General features: G+C 67.5%; 16 protein-coding genes. 8 read left to right on the top strand and 8 right to left on the bottom strand.

The features are described 5' to 3' along the window. Positions 1-112 precede the first annotated feature (112 nt). Together C1877_RS01590 and C1877_RS01595 are read right to left on the bottom strand one after the other, a co-directional pair. Positions 113-601 carry a rhodanese-like domain-containing protein gene (locus C1877_RS01590; RefSeq protein ID WP_041239588.1) on the bottom strand — a complete coding sequence of 163 codons (489 nt, stop codon included), beginning with the start codon at positions 599-601 and terminating at the stop codon, positions 113-115. 267 nt (positions 602-868) lie between these two features. Then, positions 869-2,239, bottom strand: coding sequence for a dihydrolipoyl dehydrogenase family protein (locus C1877_RS01595; RefSeq protein WP_041240509.1), 1,371 nt, complete (start codon positions 2,237-2,239; stop codon positions 869-871). A gap of 330 nt (positions 2,240-2,569) precedes the next feature. Here C1877_RS01595 and C1877_RS01600 point away from each other — a divergent pair, with 330 nt between their 5' ends. The 3 genes from C1877_RS01600 to C1877_RS01610 all read left to right on the top strand — a co-directional run bounded on the left by C1877_RS01600 (position 2,570) and on the right by C1877_RS01610 (position 5,953). Beyond that, the gene (locus tag C1877_RS01600) at positions 2,570-3,001 is read left to right on the top strand and encodes a universal stress protein (RefSeq protein WP_015540065.1); all 432 of its coding nucleotides are present in this window, start codon (positions 2,570-2,572) and stop codon (positions 2,999-3,001) included. A 101-nt stretch (positions 3,002-3,102) separates the two neighbouring features. Continuing rightward, positions 3,103-3,957, top strand: coding sequence for a TIGR04282 family arsenosugar biosynthesis glycosyltransferase (locus tag C1877_RS01605; RefSeq protein ID WP_041239587.1), 855 nt, complete (start codon positions 3,103-3,105; stop codon positions 3,955-3,957). A gap of 220 nt (positions 3,958-4,177) precedes the next feature. Then, positions 4,178-5,953, top strand: a complete 1,776-nt coding sequence (locus tag C1877_RS01610; protein WP_114568187.1) for an MDR family MFS transporter — start codon at positions 4,178-4,180, stop codon at positions 5,951-5,953. A 275-nt stretch (positions 5,954-6,228) separates the two neighbouring features. Here the strand turns inward: C1877_RS01610 and C1877_RS01615 are convergent, their stop codons facing one another. From C1877_RS01615 to C1877_RS01625, 3 genes are read right to left on the bottom strand one after another with little or no spacing between them, the layout of a single operon-like run. Next, positions 6,229-7,074, bottom strand: a complete 846-nt coding sequence (locus tag C1877_RS01615) for a TrmH family RNA methyltransferase (protein WP_114568188.1) — start codon at positions 7,072-7,074, stop codon at positions 6,229-6,231. Next, on the bottom strand, positions 7,071-7,715 hold the full coding sequence (locus tag C1877_RS01620) for a cysteine hydrolase family protein (protein WP_015540064.1): 645 nt from the start codon (positions 7,713-7,715) through the stop codon (positions 7,071-7,073). Before C1877_RS01620 ends, C1877_RS01615 begins: the two co-directional genes overlap by 4 nt. After that, positions 7,712-8,386 carry a Crp/Fnr family transcriptional regulator gene (locus tag C1877_RS01625; RefSeq protein ID WP_015540063.1) on the bottom strand — a complete coding sequence of 225 codons (675 nt, stop codon included), beginning with the start codon at positions 8,384-8,386 and terminating at the stop codon, positions 7,712-7,714. The genes C1877_RS01620 and C1877_RS01625 overlap by 4 nt, the downstream gene beginning before the upstream one ends. 136 nt (positions 8,387-8,522) lie before the next feature. Here C1877_RS01625 and hcp point away from each other — a divergent pair, with 136 nt between their 5' ends. After that, a complete protein-coding gene (hcp, locus tag C1877_RS01630; protein ID WP_015540062.1) occupies positions 8,523-10,124 on the top strand; it encodes a hydroxylamine reductase in 1,602 nt (533 codons plus the stop codon). A gap of 67 nt (positions 10,125-10,191) precedes the next feature. Here hcp and C1877_RS01635 read toward each other — a convergent pair whose 3' ends face one another. Next, complete coding sequence (locus C1877_RS01635; RefSeq protein WP_114568189.1) at positions 10,192-11,094, bottom strand: VIT1/CCC1 transporter family protein; 903 nt, start codon at positions 11,092-11,094, stop codon at positions 10,192-10,194. A 97-nt stretch (positions 11,095-11,191) separates the two neighbouring features. Further along, entirely contained in the window at positions 11,192-11,701 is a 510-nt protein-coding gene (locus C1877_RS01640) for a hypothetical protein (RefSeq protein ID WP_227115134.1), read from the bottom strand. Positions 11,702-12,343: 642 nt separating this feature from the next. Here C1877_RS01640 and mazG point away from each other — a divergent pair. The 3 genes from mazG to C1877_RS01660 all read left to right on the top strand — a co-directional run bounded on the left by mazG (position 12,344) and on the right by C1877_RS01660 (position 18,860). After that, entirely contained in the window at positions 12,344-13,318 is a 975-nt protein-coding gene (gene mazG, locus C1877_RS01650; protein WP_114568191.1) for a nucleoside triphosphate pyrophosphohydrolase, read from the top strand. A 312-nt stretch (positions 13,319-13,630) separates the two neighbouring features. Next, complete coding sequence (locus C1877_RS01655; RefSeq protein WP_244909764.1) at positions 13,631-16,963, top strand: EAL domain-containing protein; 3,333 nt, start codon at positions 13,631-13,633, stop codon at positions 16,961-16,963. A 139-nt stretch (positions 16,964-17,102) separates the two neighbouring features. Beyond that, positions 17,103-18,860 (top strand): FAD-dependent oxidoreductase, encoded by a 1,758-nt coding sequence (locus C1877_RS01660; RefSeq protein ID WP_114568193.1) that lies wholly within the window; start codon positions 17,103-17,105, stop codon positions 18,858-18,860. Positions 18,861-18,964: 104 nt separating this feature from the next. Here the strand turns inward: C1877_RS01660 and C1877_RS01665 are convergent, their stop codons facing one another. After that, positions 18,965-19,762, bottom strand: a complete 798-nt coding sequence (locus C1877_RS01665; RefSeq protein WP_015540058.1) for a MerR family transcriptional regulator — start codon at positions 19,760-19,762, stop codon at positions 18,965-18,967. A 342-nt stretch (positions 19,763-20,104) separates the two neighbouring features. On the opposite strand from C1877_RS01665, the gene C1877_RS01670 reads away from it, so the two are divergent. Next, complete coding sequence (locus C1877_RS01670; RefSeq protein WP_114568194.1) at positions 20,105-20,848, top strand: GTP pyrophosphokinase; 744 nt, start codon at positions 20,105-20,107, stop codon at positions 20,846-20,848. Positions 20,849-20,870: the final 22 nt, after the last annotated feature.

Here is a 20,870-nt window from a genome sequence, read left to right on the forward strand (position 1 = left end):
CCACACAACTACGAGTTCGGTCGTGGCGGCACGCTCCCCAACGCCCCCGACTTGCGGCTCGCGTTTCGTGAGAGAAGGGGCGGGGAGGGAAGGGGTGCGAGCGCGGAGACGGCTAGGCGCCGTCCGGCTCGGAGCCGGCCACGGTGCCGTAGGGCCAATCGACGATGCCGCCCATGTCGTTCACGTCGGTGAAGCCCAGGGCAACCAGCTTGTCGGAGGCCTGCTTGCTGCGCACGCCGGTGCGGCAGTATACGATGAGCTTGTCGTCGGTGCCGGTCAGCTGCGAGGGCCGTGCCGACCCGATGTCCTCGTTCGGGATGTTGAGGGCGCCGGGCACGTGGCCGTCGGCGTACTCCTTGGGCGTGCGAACGTCTACCACGGTGACGCCGCCCTCGTCGATGAGGGCCTTGGCCTCTTCCGCCGTTATCTTATGGTAGGCGCCCGTGTCCCCGCCCGTATTCGCAGCCGGGTCCGCACCGCCCGCCATGCCGCCGTTTTCGCCGGCCGGCGCGCTGCAGGCCGCCAATGCGAGCACCGCCGCCAACGCAAGCGCCCCTGCGGCCATGACGAGCGCCCTGCTCCCTGGCTTGCCCTTCCTCATATCCGCTCCCTCCAACGTTTTACCATTCAGTGTAATCGTTCCAAGTACAGTTACTGACTGTAACAGTAAATCATACAGTTATAAAAGTCAACACAATCAGTAGGATTTATCCAGCGAGCGGCACAAGCGAAAGCAAAGGGGGATTATGCATAAAAGCTGGAGCGGCTCCCAATCCGCAAGGACGGGGAGCCTCCAAAGTAAGACCAAACCGCCGAAGCGATTCGAGAGCCGTGGGGAGTACCACCTCCCTGCGCCTGCCGCCTGCGCCTACCCCGCCACCTTCGCGAACAGGTTGTTCAGCTCCTCCGTGACGGTGGGGTGGGTGAACACGGCGTCGCGGATGTCGGCGGCGGTGCAGCCGTCGTCCAGGAAGCGCTTCGCCAGGTTCACGATCTCGGGCGCGCCCGTGCAGTACAGGTGGATGCCCAGCACGCGTCCCGTGGCGTTGTCCACGACGCCCTTCATGAGCCGCGCCTCCTTGCCCAAGAGCGGCACCTTCGGCATGTCATCGGCCGTCATGACGGCGCAGGCCACGTCGAACCCCTGGTCGCGCGCCTCCTGCTCGGTCAGGCCGACGTGGGCGAGCGGCGGGTCGGCGAAGATGCAGGACGGCACGGCGCCGCGGGTGCCCTTCGTCTTCGTGCCGTCGCCCAGCACGTCGGAGACCACGATGCGGTAGTCGTCGTACGACACGTAGGTGAACTGCTGCAGCTCGGTCACGTCTCCCATGGCCCAGATGTTCGGCGCGGTGGTGCGCAGGTGCTTGTCGGTGACGATGGCGCCGCGCCCGTCCACCTGCACGCCGGCGGCCTCGAGGTTCAGGCCGTCCGTGGCGGGGCGGCGCCCCGTGGCCACGAGCGCGAAATCGCCGGGCAGGCGCATTTCCTTGCCGTCCACGTCGGCTATGACCAGCACCTGCGCCACATCGTCTTCCAGGCTCTTCACCTGCGCGCCCAGCATGAGCTTGATGCCCCGCTGCTCGAAGTCCTCGCGCACGGCGCGCGCCACGTCGGCGTCCTCGCGCGGTAGGAACTCCTCGCCGCCCTGCAGCACCGTCACGTCCACGCCGAAGTCGGCGAACAGCGAGGCGAACTCCAGCCCTACGTAGCCGGCGCCCACGATGACCGTGCGCTCGGGCAGTATCTTTACGTCCAGCAGCGACTCGCTCGTGTACACGCGCTTGCCGTCCGCGCCGGGAATGTCGGGCAGCGCGGGCACGGAGCCGGTGTCGATGAACGTGCGTGCCGCCTCCAGCTGACGCTCGCCGTCGGTCGTGCGCACGGACAGGTGGGTGGCGTCGACGAACGAGGCCTCGCCGTCGATGACCTCGATGCGCGGGTTGTCGGCGAGCACCCGGTAGCTCCGTTCGCGCAGGCGGGCCGTGGCCTCGTTCTTCTCGTCGATCACGGCCTCGTAGCGCTCGGCGCGCGCCGGGAACTCGCCTCCTTCGAACGCGCTCACGGCAGCCGCGTGCACGAGCATCTTCGAGGGGAGGCAGGCGGTGTTGACGCAAGCCCCGCCGTACATGCGGGTCGAGCGCTCGATCACGGCGACGGTGAGGCCCGCGTCCGCCAAGTCGAGCGCCAACGGCTTGCTGGCTGCTCCGAATCCGATGATCGCCGCATCTACCTGGTCCATGGCTCTTCCTTTCCTCGGGGCCCGCGCGGCCGGATGCCGCCGGGGCGCACGCTCCTGCGGCGCAGCGGGTTGTGTCGGGTGGTGCGCGCCTCGCGCACGCGTTGCGTCCATCGTACGTCTTGGCCCTTGACGCTCCCAGCGGCGCGGGCTCCCCTGCGCCGTGCGATAACCGAGCTGTTGGCAAATCGCGATGCAGCCCGCCGCGCGCCGCCCAGGCAACCGCCTCCGAACAACGGCGCACGCAGCCTGCCAAAACCTTTATACTGTCAGTGAAGGAAGCTCGCCGGCGACAAGCGCGTTCGAAGCGGACGTGCGCGAAAGGAGCGCGACATGAAGATCAACAAGGTATTGGTGGCTGTGGACGAGTCCGAGGGCGCTCGGCGCGCGCTCGAGCTGGCGGAGGCCCTGGCTGCGCCCGATCCCGACATGCACCTCGATCTGGTGTACGTGGTTCCCATCCCACTGCTTGACGAATCGCAGACGGCCAGCTTCAAGGATATCCTCGACATGATGATATCCGACGGCGAGGACGTGCTGACCAAGATGGAGGAAAGCCTGGGCGAAGACGTGGCCGCGCGCACCGAGACCCTGCTCATGACGGGTGTGAACCCTGCGACGGAGATAATCAAGCTCACCGAGCAGCGCGATTACGATATGGTGGTCATCGGCAACCGCGGTCTCGTCGGCCTCAAGGAGTACATGGGCAGCGTGAGCCATAAGGTGCTGAACGGCACGAGCCTCCCGGTGCTTATCGCCCGGTAGCGTTTCGCCGATAGCAGCTGCACGCAAGCGCACCGCTGGGGGGCGGTGCGCGGCGGCCTCGCGCTCCTGCAGGGCCGCCGCAAAGAGCAAGGAGGAGAAATTTGAGGGAACGCAAGAACTCGTTGGTCCTGTTCAGCAAACCGCCGGCGCCGGGATTGGTGAAAACTCGCCTGACTACGCTCAAGGACGGCGTGTTCACGCCCGAGGTGGCCTCGGCGCTGTACCACTGCATGCTGTTCGATGTGACGGAGGTCTGCTGTGCGGCGCTCGCCGACCTCGAGGCGCGTTCGGCCGAGCGGGCCGAAGCCGAGGGCGTGCGCGACGTGTACGAGCTGGTCATCTCCACAACGCCGGCGTCGAACGTCGGGGTCATGCGCGACCTGTACTACAAGGCAGGCACGTGGCCGCGCCCGATCACGTTCATCGCCGACGAGGGCTCGAGCTTTGACGAGCACTACAACCATGCGTTCGCGCAGGCGTTCGAGCGCGGTGCCGACGCGGTGCTGTCCATGGGCGCCGACATGCCGGCGCTCACGAAAGCCGACGTCATTGCCGGGTTCGACGCGCTGCACCGCTTGGACGACGTGGAGGGCGGCGGTATCGTGCTGGCGCCGGACCAGGAGATGGGCGTGTCGGTGATCGGGTGGACGCGCGAGACGGACTTCGACCACACGGGCGTGTTCTACAATCCCGACGGCCTTACCGTGCTGCCCGCCTATATCGCGAAGGCGCGCAAGCAGGGGCTTCCGGCGCTGTACCTGCCACCCATCCCCGACGTGGACACCATGGCCGACCTCATGCACGCCATCACCGTGGTGGAGGCGCTGTGCTACTGCGCGAAGTTCGACGACATCACGCCGCCGTGGCGCACTGCCGACGCCCTTAAGCAGATGGGCTGGGACGAGGTGCGCGTACCGCCGAACGACCTTCACGACCCCCGCGAGGGCATCGACTGACGAAAGGCGCCACGGGGCGATGCTGCGCGGAGGAGGTGCGTCGCATGCTCCTCCGCACAGCTTGCGTTCTCCCGACGCTTCGTCCCGTCCTTCCTCCCGCTGTCGTGTCCTCCCGTCCTCGAAACGCTGACAGCGCGCTTTCCGACGCCGTATGCGCCGCGCCGCGCCCTCCTGCTTCGCCGATACTTGCAGGCAGGCATGCGACGGCGAAGGAGCGGTGATGGAAGGCGTGGATCGAACAGGCGGCACGGCGGCCGACGAGGCGCGGGTGCGCGAAGCGGCAGAGACGCAGCGAACGGCCAAGGCGGCGGAGGCGAGCGGCTCCGCGCGCCCTTCGACGGTCCCTTCGCCCGCTTCGGCCACCACCGAAGGAGTGCCTGCTGTCGCCGTGCGCGACGCGCAGGAAGCCGCCGCGGCCGAGCGCGCCCGCGAGCTGGCCGCCGCCTCCGCCAGGCAGGGCGACGTGCCCGCCGCCGAGCTCAAGCCCGAGCGCAAGCGCGGCGTGGCGGCCGTGTTCGCGGGCCTGCTTTTGGCCATGTTCGTGTCCACGCTGTCCGAGACGGTCACGGCCACGGCGCTGCCCACCATCGTGGGCGACCTCGGCGGTGTCGACCACATGCAGTGGGTGACCACGGCCTACATCCTGGCCTCCACCATCATGATGCCCATTTACGGCAAGCTGGGCGACCTGTTCGGCCGCAAGTACCTGTTCATCGTGGCGCTTTCGGTGTTCATCGTGGGCTCGGCCACCTGCGGGCTCGCGCCCAGCATGGACGGCCTCATCGCGGGTCGCGCCGTTGAAGGGCTCGGGGGCGGCGGCCTCATCATCTTGGCGCAGGCCACCATCGCCGACATCATCCCGCCCCGGCAGCGCGGCAAGTACATGGGCGTCATGGGCTCGGTGTTCGCCGTGTCCACCGTGGTGGGGCCGCTTCTGGGCGGCTGGTTCGTGCAGGTGACGGGCTGGCGCTGGCTGTTCGCTTTCAACATCCCGCTGGCGCTCTTGGCTATCGCGGCCGTGGCGTTCTTCCTCACGAACCCCGAGCGCCGCGACGACCGCCCGCCGGTGGACGTGGGCGGCATGATGGCCATGGCCGTTTCGGTGTCGTCGCTCGTGCTGGCCACCGCATGGGGCGGCACGTTGTATCCCTGGCTGTCATGGCAGATCATCGGCTTGTTCGCGCTGTTCGTGGTTGCGGCCGTGGCGTTCGTGCTGGTGGAGCGGCGGGCGAAGGAGCCCATCATCCCGATGCTCCTGTTCAAGAACCGCAACTTCGTGGTGTGCACCGTCACGGGCATGTTCATCATGCTGGGCATGATGGGCACGGTGTCGTATCTGCCCACGTACTTCCAGATCGTGGACGGCCTCGCGCCCGAGCAGGCCGGGCTCATGACGTTCCCCATGATGGCGGGCGTGCTGCTCACGGCGGTGGGCACGGGCTTTTTGGCCACGAAGACCGGGCGCTACAAGTGGATGCCCATCGCGTCGTGCGCCGTGGCGGCGGTGGGCTTCGTGCTGCTGTCGCGCCTCACGCCGGATACATCGCTGCTGGTGACGGGCGTGTTCCTGTTCGTGCTGGGCTTCGGCATAGGCCTCGGGCAGCAGATCCTCGTGCTCATCGTGCAGAACGAGTTCCCGCACGCCATCGTGGGCACGGCCACCGCGGCCAACAACTTCTTCCGGCAGATCGGCTCCACGCTGGGGGCGTCGCTCGTGGGCGCGCTGTTCACCTCGCGCCTCGCGTCGGATCTGGCTGCGCAGCTGCCGCGTGTGGACAACATCGGCATGAACCGCATCACGCCCCAGTACGTCGACCACCTCGCCGCCCCCGTGCGCGACATCATCACCGCCGCGTACTCCGACGCGCTCGTGCCCATCTTCCTGTACGTGGTGCCCTTGCTGGTGGTGGGTTTCATCCTCATGCTCACCCTTAAGGAGAACCCCTTGGCCAAGAGCGTGAACCACACCGGCCACCCTGGGGACGACGCGCTGTAGGGGCGGGCATCCTGGTTACGAGCATTCCAGCGAGGACGCTCGCTAGGGAAGCCTGCTTCGGGGCTTTTCCGGCTTCATGACGCCGAATCAGGCCCTTCGTGCCAAAAACGAGCCGTTTTGGCAATCCATAGTAGATAACTATGAATATGTCTGAAGAACGCCACCTGGTGAAACGCCCTCGTTGCTCGCTGTATGAGCGTCGGATATCCCTCCGAAGCCGCGTCGCGATTGCCAAACCGGCTCGTTTTTGGCAGAAGTGGGAAAAATCGGCGTCACTACCGGCGCAGCTCCCAGAAGGCCACGGCGCTGGCGGCGGCCACGTTCAGGGAGTCCACGTGGTGCTGCATGGGGATGCGCACCGTGTAGTCGCAGGCGGCGATGGTGGTAGGGGCCAAACCGTCGCCCTCGGTGCCGAACACCAGCGCGAGCTTCGGCTCGGCGGCCAGGCGGGCGTCGTCCAGCGGCACCGAGTCGTCCGACAACGCCATCGCGGCCGTGGCGAACCCCAGCTCATGCAGCAGCGGGAGACCGCCCTTCGCCCAAGCGCCCTTGCCCGCGCGCGGGTCCGCCTCCTCGCCGATGCGCGTCCACGGCACCTGGAACACGGTTCCCATCGACACGCGAACCGCGCGGCGGTACAACGGGTCGTAGCACTCGGGTGTCACGAGCACGGCATCCACGCCCAGCGCCGCGGCTGAACGGAAGATGGCGCCCACGTTCGTGTGGTTCGTGATGTTCTCCAGCACGGCCACGAGCCGCGCATCGCGCACGACGTCGGCCACGCTCGGCGGCGCGGGGCGCTTGAACGCCGCAAGCGCCCCGCGCGTCAGCTCGAACCCCGTGAGCCTCGCCAGCTCCTCGCGCGGCGCCACGAACACGGGCACCTCGGGGTGCTCGGCCTCGGTGCGCGCGATGACAGGCTGCAGGGTATCGAGCCACTTCGCCTCCATGAGCAGCGACAACGGTTGCATTCCCGCCTCGAGCGCCCGCTCTATCACGTTGCCCGACTCCGCGATGAACACCCCGCGCTCCGGTTCCAGCCGGCTGCGCAGCTGCACGTCGGTCAGGCGTGCATACGCGTCGAGCCGCGGGTCGTCGAGCGTCTGCACGTCAACGATCATGCGCGCGGCCCCCGCACGGCGACGGCCACCTCGGCTGCCACGTCGCGCACGCTCGCCAGGCCTTGCATGCAGAACTCGTCGCAGGTGAGCATCTGCGCACCGATGTGGGCCATGTCCTCGATGTTCGCCGCCTGCACGGCCGGGGTGCGCGAGGAGGTGCAATCCTCGATGACGGCCACGTTGTAGTCGAGCGAAAGCGCGTCGTAGCAGGTGGTGCGTATGCAGTTCGGCGTGGTGGTGCCGATGAGCACCACCGTCCCCACGCCCAGGCGTCGCAGCACGTTGTCCAGGTTCGTGTTGAAGAACGCGGAGAAGCGCGGCTTCACCACCACGCGGTCGCCGGGCTGCGGCGCAAGCGGCGCCAGCTCGTCTAGCGAGCGTGGGTTCACGCACGCCCGCGACACGGGCTTGCCGCCGTCGTGCCACGCGGCGTGGCGCACCGCCTCCACGTCCGAGCCGTCCTCGGCGTACTCGCGCACGACGTGGAACACGGGCATGCCCAGCTCGCGGGCATGGTCGAGCGCGCGCGAGCACGCGGGCACCGTGGCCGCCGCCCCCTCCACGCACAGGGCCGATGCCGGGTCGATGAACCCGTTTTGCATGTCGATGACGATGAGGGCCGCCTTGCGCGGATCGATCATAGCGTGCTCCCTTCCCCGAGCTCGAACACGTTCTTGTGGAAGTCTATGATACCCTCTTTCCTCATCCGCGACAGCTCGGCGCACATGGCGCTGCGGTCAACGGACAGGTAGTCGGCAAGCTCCTGGCGGTCGAACGGGATGGCGAACCGGCTCGCTTCCGCAGCTTTGGCCTGGTCGGACAGGTATGACAGCAGCTTGGCGCGCGTCGTGCGCTGCGACGTGTGCTCTATCTTGCGTGTGAGCGCGTGCGCGCGGCGCGCCACGATGCCCAGCAGGTTGCGGACGAGGCGCGCGTGGAACGCACACGACGCAGGGCACAGGCTGGTGACGCGCCGCACGTCCATGAGCAGGACAAGCGCGTCCTCGGCCGCCACCACGTTGAGGTCGAGGGGAAAGCCGGGCTCGCAGGCGTACACCTCGGCGAACGATTGGCCGGGGCCGAACGACGCCAGGATCGTGCGGTTGCCCCAGTAGTCCTCCTTCTCCAGCCGCACCGCCCCCTCCAGCACCAGCCCCATGCACGTGGTCACGTCGCCCACGCGCAGCACGGCCGACCCTTGTGGGTAGCGGCGCTCGCGTGCGCCCAGGCAGTGCAGCAGCGCCTCGAGGTCGTTGTGGTCGATGCCGTCGAACAGCGACGAGCGGCTGATGACGGGAAGATGGCGGTCCATCGATCTCCTTCGTTGGAATTACAACGGAACATCTTATGCCAGTATCGTAGGGTGGGGCGTGTCAGGCAAGAAGGAATTCGCGCGATCGCCCGGCATGGGGCCGCGAGTGGCGCGAGACGAAGGGAAGGACGACGGTATGGACACCACGATGTTCTGCTTCCAATGCGAGCAAACTGCCGGATGCGCCGGGTGCATGGGCGCGGCGGGTGTGTGCGGCAAGACGGCGGCCACAGCGCAGGTGCAAGACGAGTTGACCGGCGCACTTGTAGGTCTCGCACTCACGGTGCAGGCGGCGAAAGCGGCCGAAGGCGTGAAGGCGGCGGTGTGCGACGAGGCCGATAACGTGGCAATGGAAGGCCTGTTCGCCACGCTCACCAACGTCGATTTCGATGATGCATCGTTGCGTGCGCTCACAGCTCGAGCGCACGCCGAGCGCGACCGCATCGCCGCCGCGCTCGGCGTGGAGGCCGCTTCCGACTACGATCTGGCCCTCTTGTGGAACGCGCCGGAGGATGTGCGCTCGCTTAAGTCGCTCGTGTTGTTCGGCTTGCGCGGCGTAGCCGCCTATGCCTACCACGCGGCCGTGCTCGGCTACCGCGACGAGACGGTGTCGGCTTTCCTTCACCAGGGTTTGGCTTCGCTCGCCGACAACGAGGCCGGCGCGGACGAGCTGCTGCCGCTCGCGCTGCGCGTGGGCGAGGTGAACCTGCGCTGCATGGAGCTGCTCGACCAGGCCAACACCGAGACGTTCGGCACGCCCGAGCCCACGCAGGTGGCGCGCACGATCGAGCCGGGGCCGTTCATCGTGGTGTCTGGGCACGACCTGCTGGACCTCAAGCTCGTGCTCGACCAGGCGGCGGGCCGCGGCGTGAACGTCTACACGCACGGCGAGCTGCTGCCCGCGCACGCCTATCCGCTGTTCAAGCAGTATCCGCACCTCAGAGGCAACCTGGGTACCGCGTGGCAGAACCAGCGCGAGGAATTCGCGAACCTGCCCGCGCCCATCCTGTTTACCACGAACTGCCTCATGCCGCCCGCTGCATCCTACGCCGATCGCGTGTTCACGACTGGTCCCGTGGCGTTCCCTGGTATGGCGCGCATCGACGCGAACAAGGACTTCGGCCCCGTCATCGAGAGCGCGCTGGAGCTGGGGGGGTTCGCCGAGCCGCGAGCCGTCGCGGCGGAAGAGGGGGCTTGGCTCACCACGGGTTTCGGGCATGGCGCCATCCTCGGCTCGGCAGACGCGGTGGTCGATGCCGTGAAGCAGGGCGCGATCAGCCATTTCTTCCTGGTGGGCGGCTGTGACGGCGCGCGGCCGGGCCGTGGCTACTTCCGCGACTTCGTGCGGCGGACACCCGCCGACAGCGTGGTGCTCACGCTGGCCTGCGGCAAGTTCCGCTTCAACGACCTGGACCTCGGCACGGTGGCCGGCCTGCCTCGTCTCATGGACATGGGGCAGTGCAACGACGCGTACGGCGCCATCCGCGTAGCCGTCGCGCTGGCCGAGGCGTTCGAGTGCGGCGTGAACGACCTGCCGCTCACGCTCGTGCTGTCGTGGTACGAGCAGAAAGCCGTGAGCATCCTGCTCTCGCTGCTGAACTTGGGCATCAAGGGCATCTACCTGGGTCCGACGCTGCCCGCATTCGTGTCGCCCGGCGTGCTGGACGTGCTTGTCCGCGAGTTCGACGTGCACCCCATCTCCACGCCCGAGGAAGACCTCGCCGTCATCTTGGCGTGAGCCGAAGGGGGAGTAGCGGGGTAGGGGGCGGGCGCTTGTGCCTGCCCCCAACCCCGCTACTCCCTTCCTAGATGTCCACGCCCAGGAACTGCTTCACCAGGATACCGATGACGAATGAGAGCGCGGCCACGCCCAGGCTGATGCCGGCCATCTGGCCGAAGCGCTTCTTGAACGGCAGGTCCTGCGCCACGGAGATGTAGTAGTTGAACACCACCAGGATCAGCAGCCCGATGACGATCATGGTGGCCATGGCCCACAGGTAGTGCGCCTCGTCGAACAACAGGTACGGCAAGATGAGCAGCGCCACCGTCACCAGGTAGGCGATGCCGGTGTACGTGGCGGACTTGAATGCGTCCTCGCGGCCCTCGCTCTTGGATGACAGGTACTCGCTCGACGCCATGGAAAGCGTCGCCGCAATGCCGGTGATCAGGCCTGACAGCGCGATGAGGCGGGTGTTCTGCATGGCCAGCGTGAGGCCCGCCAGCGTGCCCGTCATCTCCACCATGGCGTCGTTCATGCCCAGCACCATGCTGCCCACGTACGACAGGCGCTCCTCGTCGAGCATCGCCAGGAGCGCCTGCTCGTGCGCCTCCTCGTCGGCGCGGATGTCCAGCGCCTCGGGGGCCTCGCGCGCCAGCTCCTCGTAGGAGATCTGCGCCTTGGTCTCGCCCTTCTCCATGAGCTTGACGGCGAACGTGAAGCCGAACACGAGCGCGATCAGCGCGTAGCGGCGCACCTTGCCGGCTTGCGGGCGCATCTCCTCGCCGGTGTAGCGCTGCCAGATGGCGGCGTGTTTTGCCTCCTCGTCGGCGATGCGCAGAAGCGTGTCGCGGTTGCCCGCGTCCTTCGTGCGCCGGGCGATGCGGCGGTACACCTCGGCCTCCGTCACCTCGTTCTGCTGGAACGCGCGGATCTGCGCGAGGGCCGCGGGCGAGAGCCGCGCGGCATCGGGCTGGTTGTTGCTGGTCATGGTGCTCCCTCGTTGCCGGTACGTTGAATCAACAGCACAGTATATCCGATTCTGCCGCCGCCGCAGCTCCGGCGTTCTCCCCCGCGGGATGCCTGCGCTATGCCCCGGGTCCCGTCGCGGCTCGCCTCGCGCGCCGGTCGGCCAGCACCAGCCAGGAGAGCGCCGCGGCCATGAGCATGAGGCCTGCGGCGTCGAAGGCTATGAACCGGATGATGGAGGCTGCGAGCGCCGCATGGCCGACGGGGAGCGACAGCAGGATCCACGACTCGCCTGTCAAGCCCACGACCTGCTGCACGAGCAGGACGGCGAACAGCGCGCGGAAGCGGCGCGGGTTTGCGATGACGGGGGGATAAGTGGCGTTCCACATGAGGAAGGCCACGCCCAGCCCGCGCACGGCGGCCGCGCCCGGAACGCCCGCCAGCTCGAACCCGGCCGCGAACGCCTCGGGCCACAGCGCGAACGACGCGGCGCACTGCACGTTCACGGCGAACACGAGCGCTACCGCCACGCGCGCCGCAATGCCCGCTGCCCTCTGGCCGCGCGTCATGCGACGGTTGCCCATCTTCCGGTTGCCCGTCTCCTGGCTGCCCAGGCGTCGGTTGCCCATGTCGTGTATCCTTCCGTCACCGTGTCCGCAGCTTGCCGAGCTGTCTGCTGCCCGCCGCCTCCCGCAGGTCGAAGCTGCAGGCCGCACGCAGCTCGCCGATCTGCGTGCGCCTCCCGCCGCCCGGCCGCCTCCCGCCGCCCGGCCTCCGCCTCCCGCCCTCCGGCCGTCGCCTCTCGTCATCCGGCCTCCGCCTCCCGCCGCCCGGCCGCCGGCTCTCGCAAGCCGCAAGCTGCCTGCCGTTCGGCGTCGCTCGCTCCCGCTTCCGCAGGTTCGGCGCGTCAATGTCGCGCTGATCCGCCTCAAGTGTCAAAAAACGGTCGCTTTGGCAAGCGAAGCGGCGCCTGTCGACCGGTGTTTCGCCCATAGCGTTGCAGAAACCGCAGGTCACGTGTTCCCATGGAGACGATCGCCGCAGTCTCCGTTTGCCAAAGCGGCCGTTTTTTGACACTTGCGAGCAGGTTACGCTTCAGGGAGGGGTGGCCGCGCATGTTGCGAGCGACCCGCCAGCCGAGGCTCCACCCGCCGCGGGCTCGCTGCCACGGGCTGCCAAAGCGCCTGCACCGTGGAGTGTAGCGCATTCGACGCCGCGTGCGTTGACGAGGGGTATACTGCTTGCAGACCATCGGCTGAAAGGAAGCGTCCATGACCACCGAGCCCGAACTTGCGCCCGCGCCCATCGCGCCCATCGACCACCCGTGCTTCGACGATTTCGTGGCCACCATCGCCGCACTGCGCGCTCCGGACGGGTGCCCATGGGACCGCGCGCAGACGCATCGGAGCATCGCGCATAACATGATCGAGGAGGCCTACGAGGCGGTGGACGCCATCGAGTCCGGCGACACGGCGCACCTGCGCGAGGAGCTGGGCGACGTGCTGCTGCAGGTGGTGCTGCAAAGCCAGATAGCGGCCGATGCGGGCGCGTTCGATATCGACGACGTGTGCGCGGACGTGAACGCGAAGATGATCCGCCGCCATCCGCACGTGTTCGGCGAGGCGCGCGCGGACAACGCCTCCGAGGTGCTGGACCTGTGGGACCAGGTGAAGCTGGCCGAGCGCTCCTCCCAGAATGCGGCAGGCATCGTGCCGAGCGCCGGGGCTTCGGGCTCCGATGCGGCGGCAGGCGCCGGCGTAGCCGGCCAGGCCGCACAACGCGAGGGCCTGCTCGACGGCGTGCCCACGAGCTTCCCCGCGCTCATGCAGGCGCAGAAGGTGTCGCGCAAGGCCGCGTCCGCCGGCTTCGAGTGGGATTCGCTCGACGATGTGTGGGAGAAGGTGCGCGAGGAGGTCGACGAGCTGCGCGCCGCCTACGCCGCCGCACCGAAGGCCGCGAACGGCAAGGTCGATGCCGGCGCGGCCGAAGGCGATTCCGCGGCGGCCGAGCAGGCGGCGGCGAGCGTGGAGGACGAGTTCGGCGACGTGCTGTTCTCGCTGGTCAACGTGGGTTGCCGCATGGGCATCGATGCAGAGAACGCGCTGCGCGCCACGTGCGGCAAGTTCCGCCGCCGCTGGTCGTTCATGGAGGGCGCGGCCTGGGCGCAGGGGACGACGGTCGAAGCGCTCGCTCCCGAAGAGCGCGAGGCCCTGTGGCAGCAGGCCAAGGACCGCGAGCGCGCGTAGCCTTGCGAACCCCGGCTGCGGCGAACCCCGGCTGCGCCTCGCGTCCGCCCTGCGCGTCCACCCGACCGCCTAAACGAATCTTTGCAGGCCGTGCGATGGCGCCAGGCTCCCGCAAGCGTTAAACTATACGTCCGACATCATATTTCGCTTGAGAAGGCGAGGAGGGCGATGCGACCTGCATGGGAACTTGGAATCGCAAAAGGCTCGTCGGTGCAAGAAGAAGACGCGGGGGGGGGGGGCTCATCTCCGGTTTCTGACCACGACACGCTCTCCGGGCTGCTGGGCAGGAGCGGGTTCGACAAGCGGGTGCGCATGATCATCGACGGCCACCCGAATGAGTCGTACCTGCTCGTATACGGCGACATCGACCGCTTCAAGGTCTACAACGACCTGTTCGGCGCGCCGGCGGGCGACCGCCTGCTCGCAGACATCGGCGCCATGATCCGCGACCTCATGCCCGCCGGGGCAGCGGCTGCGCGCTTGCGGGCCGACCACTTCGTCTGCTGCTGCTCGCGTTCCTCGTTCGATCCCGACCGCATGCCCGCCGCGCTCGACGCCTGGTTCGCCTCCTATCGCGAGGACTTCACCTTCTTCGTGCGCCTGGGCATCTTCCCCATCGACGACCCCTCCCTCGACGTCAACCTCATGTGCGACCGCGCGCTGCTGGCCCTGCGCTCTGCGAAGAGCGGCTACGTGGGAAGCAAGTACGTGTTCTACGACGAGAAGCTGCGCTCGTCGGTGCTCAAGGAGCAGGAGCTCGCCGGCGAGATGATCGCGGCACTCGAAGGCGGCCAGTTCGTGCCGTACTTCCAGCCGCAGTACCGCTACGCCACGGGGCGCATGATAGGCGCCGAGGTGCTGGCGCGCTGGAACCATCCGGCCAAGGGGCTGCTGGGGCCGACGGAGTTCATCCCCGTGTTCGAGCGCAACGGCCTCATTGCCACGTTCGACTACTATATGTGGGAGCAGGCGTGCCGCTGCCTGCGCATGTGGATCGACGGGCGGGGTGTCGAGGGCGCGCCGCGGCTGTCCGTGAACCTGTCGCGTGCCGATATCTACCGGTCCGACCTCTGCACGTACTTGAAGGGCCTGGTCGAACGTTACGACGTTCCTGCGGAGCTGCTGCACCTGGAGATCACCGAAAGCGCGTACATGGAAGCGCCCAAGCAGCTTATCGGCGCCGTCACGAAGCTGCGCGCCGCCGGATTCGTCGTGGAGATGGACGACTTCGGCAGCGGGTACTCGTCGCTCAACACGTTGAAGGACGTACCGGTTGACGTGCTGAAGCTGGATATGGGCTTCCTCGGCGCGAGCGCCAGCTCGCGAGGCGGGCTCATCCTCGCGTCGGTCGTGCGCATGGCGCGCTGGCTCGACCTGCCCCTCATTGCCGAGGGCGTGGAGACGAAGCAGCAGGCCGCTTACCTGGCCAGCGTCGGCTGCGACTACATGCAGGGCTACCTGTTCTCGAAGCCAGTCGACCGGGAAACGTTCGAGAAGCTGCTCGAAGGCACGGCTGTCGAGGACCTTGCGCACCCGTTTGCGGAAAGCCTGCAGGACGGGGCCGCGGAGTTTTGGGATGTCGACTCGCAGCTCTCCCTCATCTTCAACAGCTATGCAGGGCCAGCGGCCATTGCCGAGTACGATGGGGAGACGTGCGAGCTCATCCGCGTCAACGGCGAGTTTGCCCGCTTGCTCGATTTAGCCGACGAAGCGGCGTCGGCGGAGCTTGTGCGCAAGAACTTCTTGGGCGTGCTGCAGGAGGAGGACCGCGCCGCATTGGAGGAGGCGCTGCGGGCGGCGAGCGAAGGCGATGCGGCGTGCGATCTGCGCTACCGCAGCGCTGCCGGCAAGGGCCGCTGGCTCCGGCTGCATTTGCGCCCGCTCTCGCGCGCGGATAGCGTGATCAGCCTGTACGTGCTGGCGGAGGAGACGACCGAGGAGCAGGTTCTGCGCGACCGCCTGGCGGCCCCGCGTGATTCCATTCCCGGCGGCCTGCAGCGACTTCGCCGGCAGAACGAAGCCCGGCAGCAGCTGTACGACGCCATACCGTGTGGAATCGTGCGCTATACCGTAGGCGACGGCCAGCATATCGTCTCAATCAACAAGAAGGGCTGCGAGCTGCTGGGCTACCGTGACAGGGAGGAGTTCATCGCCTCATCGGGCGACAACGCGCTCATGCCCATCCATGAGGACGACGTGCCGCGCCACCGTGCGGGCATCGAGCGCTTGAGGAACGGCTCGAAGCCCCTCGACTTCGCGTACCGCTACTATCGCAGCGACGGTACCGTTGGCTGGCTTGAGGGGACGTCGGCATACGAGCTGGGCCCGGAGGGCGAACCGATGATCCAGAGCGCCTTCCTCGACGTGTCCGGTCGGCGCCGGAAAAGCCACGAGCTCGATCTGCAGCGTTTCACGGAGGTGCTGTGTTCGGTATACGACGAGATATTCGAGTTCGACCGCATGGACGACCGGTACCACGTGCTGTATTCCGCCCTGCACCCCGAATCGATCGGCGTCGCGCTTCCGCTAGAAGAGGCGCTCGAGCGGTGGATGGCGCACATTCCCGATGGCGTGGAGCGCGCCGGCCTGCGCAAAACCTTTGACGAATGCCGTGCGAACGTCAGCGGAAAGCCGTCTTCCTGCACGTACAAGCTGTCGAAAGGCGGCAACGCCACCTGGTGCCAGAGCACGTTCATCCGCGTGTCCGATACCTGCACGCTGTGCTGCAACAAGGATGTCACGGAGGGCCTGGCCACCGAGGATCGCAGGCGGGCGTGGCAGGACGAGCGCTACCGGCTGCTCACCGAGATGACGAACAAGATGAGCTTCGACTACGATTCCGACACCGACACGGTCCTGCTGTATATCGATCGTACGGGCGACGGCGTCGAAGCGCAGGTCATACCGCATTACTTGGAAAAGCTTGCCAGCACGCGCAGCGGCGTGGTGCATCCCGACGATATGGACGACGTGCGCAGGATGTTCGAAGACGCCCGGGCCGGTGCTGCGGAGGTGAGCGCGGAGTATCGGGCGAACTACTACGGTCACGGCTACGCGTGGTACCGCGCGAACCTGTTCGTCGCGCACGACAATGCGGGCGCATGGCATCTCGTGGGCCTCATCGAGAACATCGAGGACGAACGCGACCTGCGCTACCGTGCCGAGAACGATGCCGCCACGGGGCTGAGCAACCATGCAACCACGCAAGACCTGGTGGCAGCGGCGCTTGCGAAGCCCGCCGTTCGCGAGCACAGCGTGTGCGTGGTGCTGGACATCGACGACTTCAAGGCGGTAAACGACAACTCCGGCCACATGGAGGGCGATGCGCTGCTGCGCAAAGTGGGCTCGGTGCTGCGCTCGAGCTTCCGCGAGAGCGACGTCATCGGCCGCGTAGGCGGAGACGAGTTCGTGCTGCTGCTGAAAGAAGTGGATATGGATGTGGTGCTGCGCAAGTTGAACCAGGTGAGAGCCCAGATATCTGCCACGACGGTGCCCGGGCTGGGCCACGCTCCCACGCTCAGCGTGGGCGTGTACGCCACCTGTTCCGACGACCGCACGTACCGCGATGTGTTCACCCGCGCCAACGAGGCCCTCTACCAGGCGAAGCGCGCCGGAAAGAACCGGGTCCAGGTTTACGGCTCCTAGCGTGCCGCCCGCTTCCTGCGGCTGCGCCCTTAGCCCCGCTCCCGCTCGTTTTTCCGCCGAAACCCCTTGACCTTCGACTTGGTTCAGGCCGTAGGGTGAGGTCAGCTTTTCAAACCGCAAGGGGAAAGGGAGACTCATCATGGAGAAGCAGGACAGCGGGGAGATCCGGGCGGACGAGGCCGGGCGGGAAGCCCACGAGGCCGTGCGCGCCGAGGGTACGCCGAGGCGCGGCATGGACCGCCGCAACTTCCTGAAGGGCGCGGCGCTGTCGGCGCTGGGCGTGGCGTCGGCGGGCGCGCTGGCGGCATGCGCGCCGCAGCAGAACGGCGGCAAGGCGGCGGACGCGTCCGACGGCGCGAAGGGCGGCGAGGACGAGCCGTTCAAGGCCGAGGAGACGGTGGATGCCGACGTGGTGGTGGTCGGCTGCGGCGCGGCCGGCTTCATGGCGGCGCTGCGCGCGTCGAAGGGCGGCGCGAACGTGGTGGTGCTGGAGAAGGGCGACAGCATGGCGGCCCCGAACGGCATCTACGTGTCCGGCCCGTTCGCCGTGGGCACCGACGTGCTGCAGAACAAGCCCGGCGGCACCACGCTCACCGTGGACGACGCGTTCTACCACGTCATGGAGTATTCGCACTGGACGCCGAACCCCGCGCTCATGCGCCGCTGCCTGGAGACGTCGGCCGACGCCGTGGCCCAGCTCGAGAAGATCGGCTACACGTTCGAGGAGAAGAACTTCCGCTTCGAGACGCCGTTCATGGGCGAGAAGGGCGGCTTCCACGCCATCACGAACGCCTCCGACGAGCGCGCGAAGCTGTGGGAGCAGGCGCTGGCCGACCACAACGTGGACGTGCGGTTCTCCACGGCCCTCGTGTCGCTGGCCACCGGTGACGACGGCTCCGTGACCGGGGTGAACGCCGTCGAGAAGGACAAGAAGAACATCACGTTCAACGCCAAGGCCGTCATCCTGGCGGCGGGCGGCTACCTGGGCAACCGCGATTTGCAGGAGCGCTTCCTGCACACGCGCAAGCTCAACGTGGCGCGCGGCGGCGACTCCATCTGCACGGGCGACACCATCCTCGCGGCCGAGAAGGCGGGTGCTGCGCTGGAGAAGACGTACGGCTACTGCCCCTGCGAGTACGGCGGCACGCACGCCAACGCTTCGCGCCCGGCCAAGCAGGACAAGTTCGACCAGAACACCGCGTTCAAGTTCGGCCTGTACGGCTGCCTCCTGGTGGACGCCGAGGGCAAGCGCTTCATCAACGAGGGCCTGCTGTGCGACTATCCCATGAGCTACGGCTCCGAGCAGATCCTCAAGAACTCCCCGTGGTACGCCGTGGTCGACCAGGCCTACGTGGACGCCATGAGCACGCAGGGCCTCTACAACTACACCACGGCGAAGGGCGCCACCGAGGACACGTGGTTCATCGGCAACTACTTCAAGGACCGTATCCTCGAGAACCTGCCCGCCGACATCGAGGAGGGCATCGAGGAAGGCTGGTGCTTCAAGGCCGACACGCTGGAGGAGCTGGCCGAGCACTTCGGGCTGGACGAGCTGCCCCAGACGGTGGCTCAGTACAACGAGTTCTGCGACGCCGGCGCCGACGCCGAGTTCGGCGCGAACCCGTGGTACCTCTCGAAGGTGGCCACGCCGCCGTTCTACGTGACCGAGAACGAGCCGAGCGCGTGGAGCACGTTCGGCGGCATCCGCATCGACGACTGCTGCCGCGTGCTGGCCGCCGAGACGAACGACCCGATACCCGGCCTCTACGCCGCGGGCACCGATGCGGGCAGCCTGTACTACTCGCCTTACTACGACATTCCCGGCTACTGCTACGGTCTGTGCATCGATTCCGGCTACATCGCCGCCGAGGAGGCCGTGGCCGCGCTCAAGGCGTAGGGTTTCACCAACTCCGAACGGTCCCGGCGGCGCACCCCCCCCGCGCCGCCGGGGCCCTCTCCGACCGCCCCGCCGCCTCCTCTCCCTCCAACGGCGGGGCGCCTTTATCTCACCGGGGCGAACAGCGTCTCGATATCGCTGCCGTTCCCGTCCAGGTTCAGAAACGACGGGAACAGGATCACGTCCCCCCGCAGCGCGTAGCCGTGGTCGTCCAGGTAGGCGAACAGGTCCGCGAACGTCTCCTTGCGCACGCTCTCCGCCCGCGTCACGCGGCGCCGGAACCGCACGCATTTCCCCAGGCACAGGCGGCCCACGTGCGCGCGGTCGACGCCTTCCAGCCGGTGCTCCTCGCTCTCGGGCATGGCGATGACGTAGCTGGGGTCCACCGTTTCGCCCGGCGCGTCGAAGTCGCGCTTGGCGATGATGCGCGCGCAGCTGGTGATGCTCAGCAGGTCGTAGAACAGGGCGATCTCCCGCTCGTTTTCCACCGACACGCCGAAGTCGCGGCCCACCGATGCGCTCACGTACAGCTGGTCGGGCGCGTCCACGAGCGTGAAGGCCGCCCGGCCGCCCCCGTCGATCAGCGCGAGCGCGCTGTCTATCTTCGCCAGCCGGTAGCGCAGCAGGTCGGCCTCGCGGCGCAGCTTTGCCTGCTGGTCCTCCAGCGAGCGCTTGAAGTCGTCGGTGCCCTGCTCGGCGTCCAGCATGGCCACGGCCTGCTCCACGGTGAACCCGTACTGCAGCAGCACGCGGAACGCGTTCGCGCGGAAGGCGTCCTCGGGCGAGAACACCCGGTAGCCGTTCTCCTCGCGGCGCGTGGCCAGCAGGCCGTGCTTCTCGTAGAACCTGATCTTCGACGGCGGCAGCCCCGTCATCGCCGCGAACTCCTTGATGCGGTACATGCGAACCCCTCCCTCGCGCCGGCGCCCCCGGCGGTCGTCCCCTGCGTGCAGCATACCACACGCCGACGCCCGCCCGCGTCCGCTCGCACCGTCGCGCACGCTCGCGCCCGCCTGCACCGTCGCGCACGCGCCTCCAGCCCCCCCATAAGCGGGCCGCGTGCATGCCGGTCCGCCCACGCCATCCCGCGCATCCGCAGCGCCCGCATTCCCTACTCCCTTTCTCACCCCCTCCCTCAAGCATCTGGTGATTTGCGCGAGATTACGCGCGCAAACGCCGGCGCGCGGGCCTGTCGCGCTATCATGGGCGCCGAGGAGAGCAACCTTTCGCCAAGGAGCAACAACATGCCAGATGCATCGCAGCAGCGGTCGGACCAGCGGCTCGCCGTGGGGGAGAAGAAGGAAGAGCCGCAGGAGCGCCCGCCGTTCAGCGTGACCGACGACCTGCGCGAGCCCATCGACGAGCTGACCCGCCTCAAGGACATGGAGGCGAAGACGCGCGAGATCATCCAGAAGTACCAGGCCGCCATGCGCGAGATGGAGGTGCGCTTCGAGATCCTCGACCAGGACCTCAACCTCAAGAAGCACCGCAACCCCATCCACCACGTGGAGTCGCGCATCAAGAAGCCGGCGAGCATCTTCGAGAAGCTGGGCCGCTACGGCAAGGAGCCCACGCTCGAGAACATGGAGCGCTACATCATGGACATCGCGGGCGTGCGCGTGATCTGCTCGTACATCCACGACGTGTACAACCTGCTGGAGTTGCTGCGCAAGCAGGACGACCTCACCATCGTCACGGTGAAGGACTACATCGCCGACCCCAAGCCCAACGGCTACCGCAGCCTGCACGTCATCGTGCGAATTCCCGTGTACTTCCTGGATAACAAGGAGCTCATCCCCGTGGAGGTGCAGCTGCGCACCATCGCCATGGACTTCTGGGCCAGCCTCGAGCATGACCTGAAGTACAAGGCCGTGAGCGAGGTGGAGGGCATCGACTCCTACGACGAGCTGAAAGACTGCAGCCGCATCATCGAGGACGTGGAGGCCCGCATGCAGATCCTCGCCGGCGCCCTCGAGGTGGACGACTAGCGGCTGCGGCCGTCCGGGTGCC

It is taken from the genome of Gordonibacter pamelaeae, assembly GCF_003340385.1.
Taxonomy (GTDB): domain Bacteria; phylum Actinomycetota; class Coriobacteriia; order Coriobacteriales; family Eggerthellaceae; genus Gordonibacter; species Gordonibacter pamelaeae.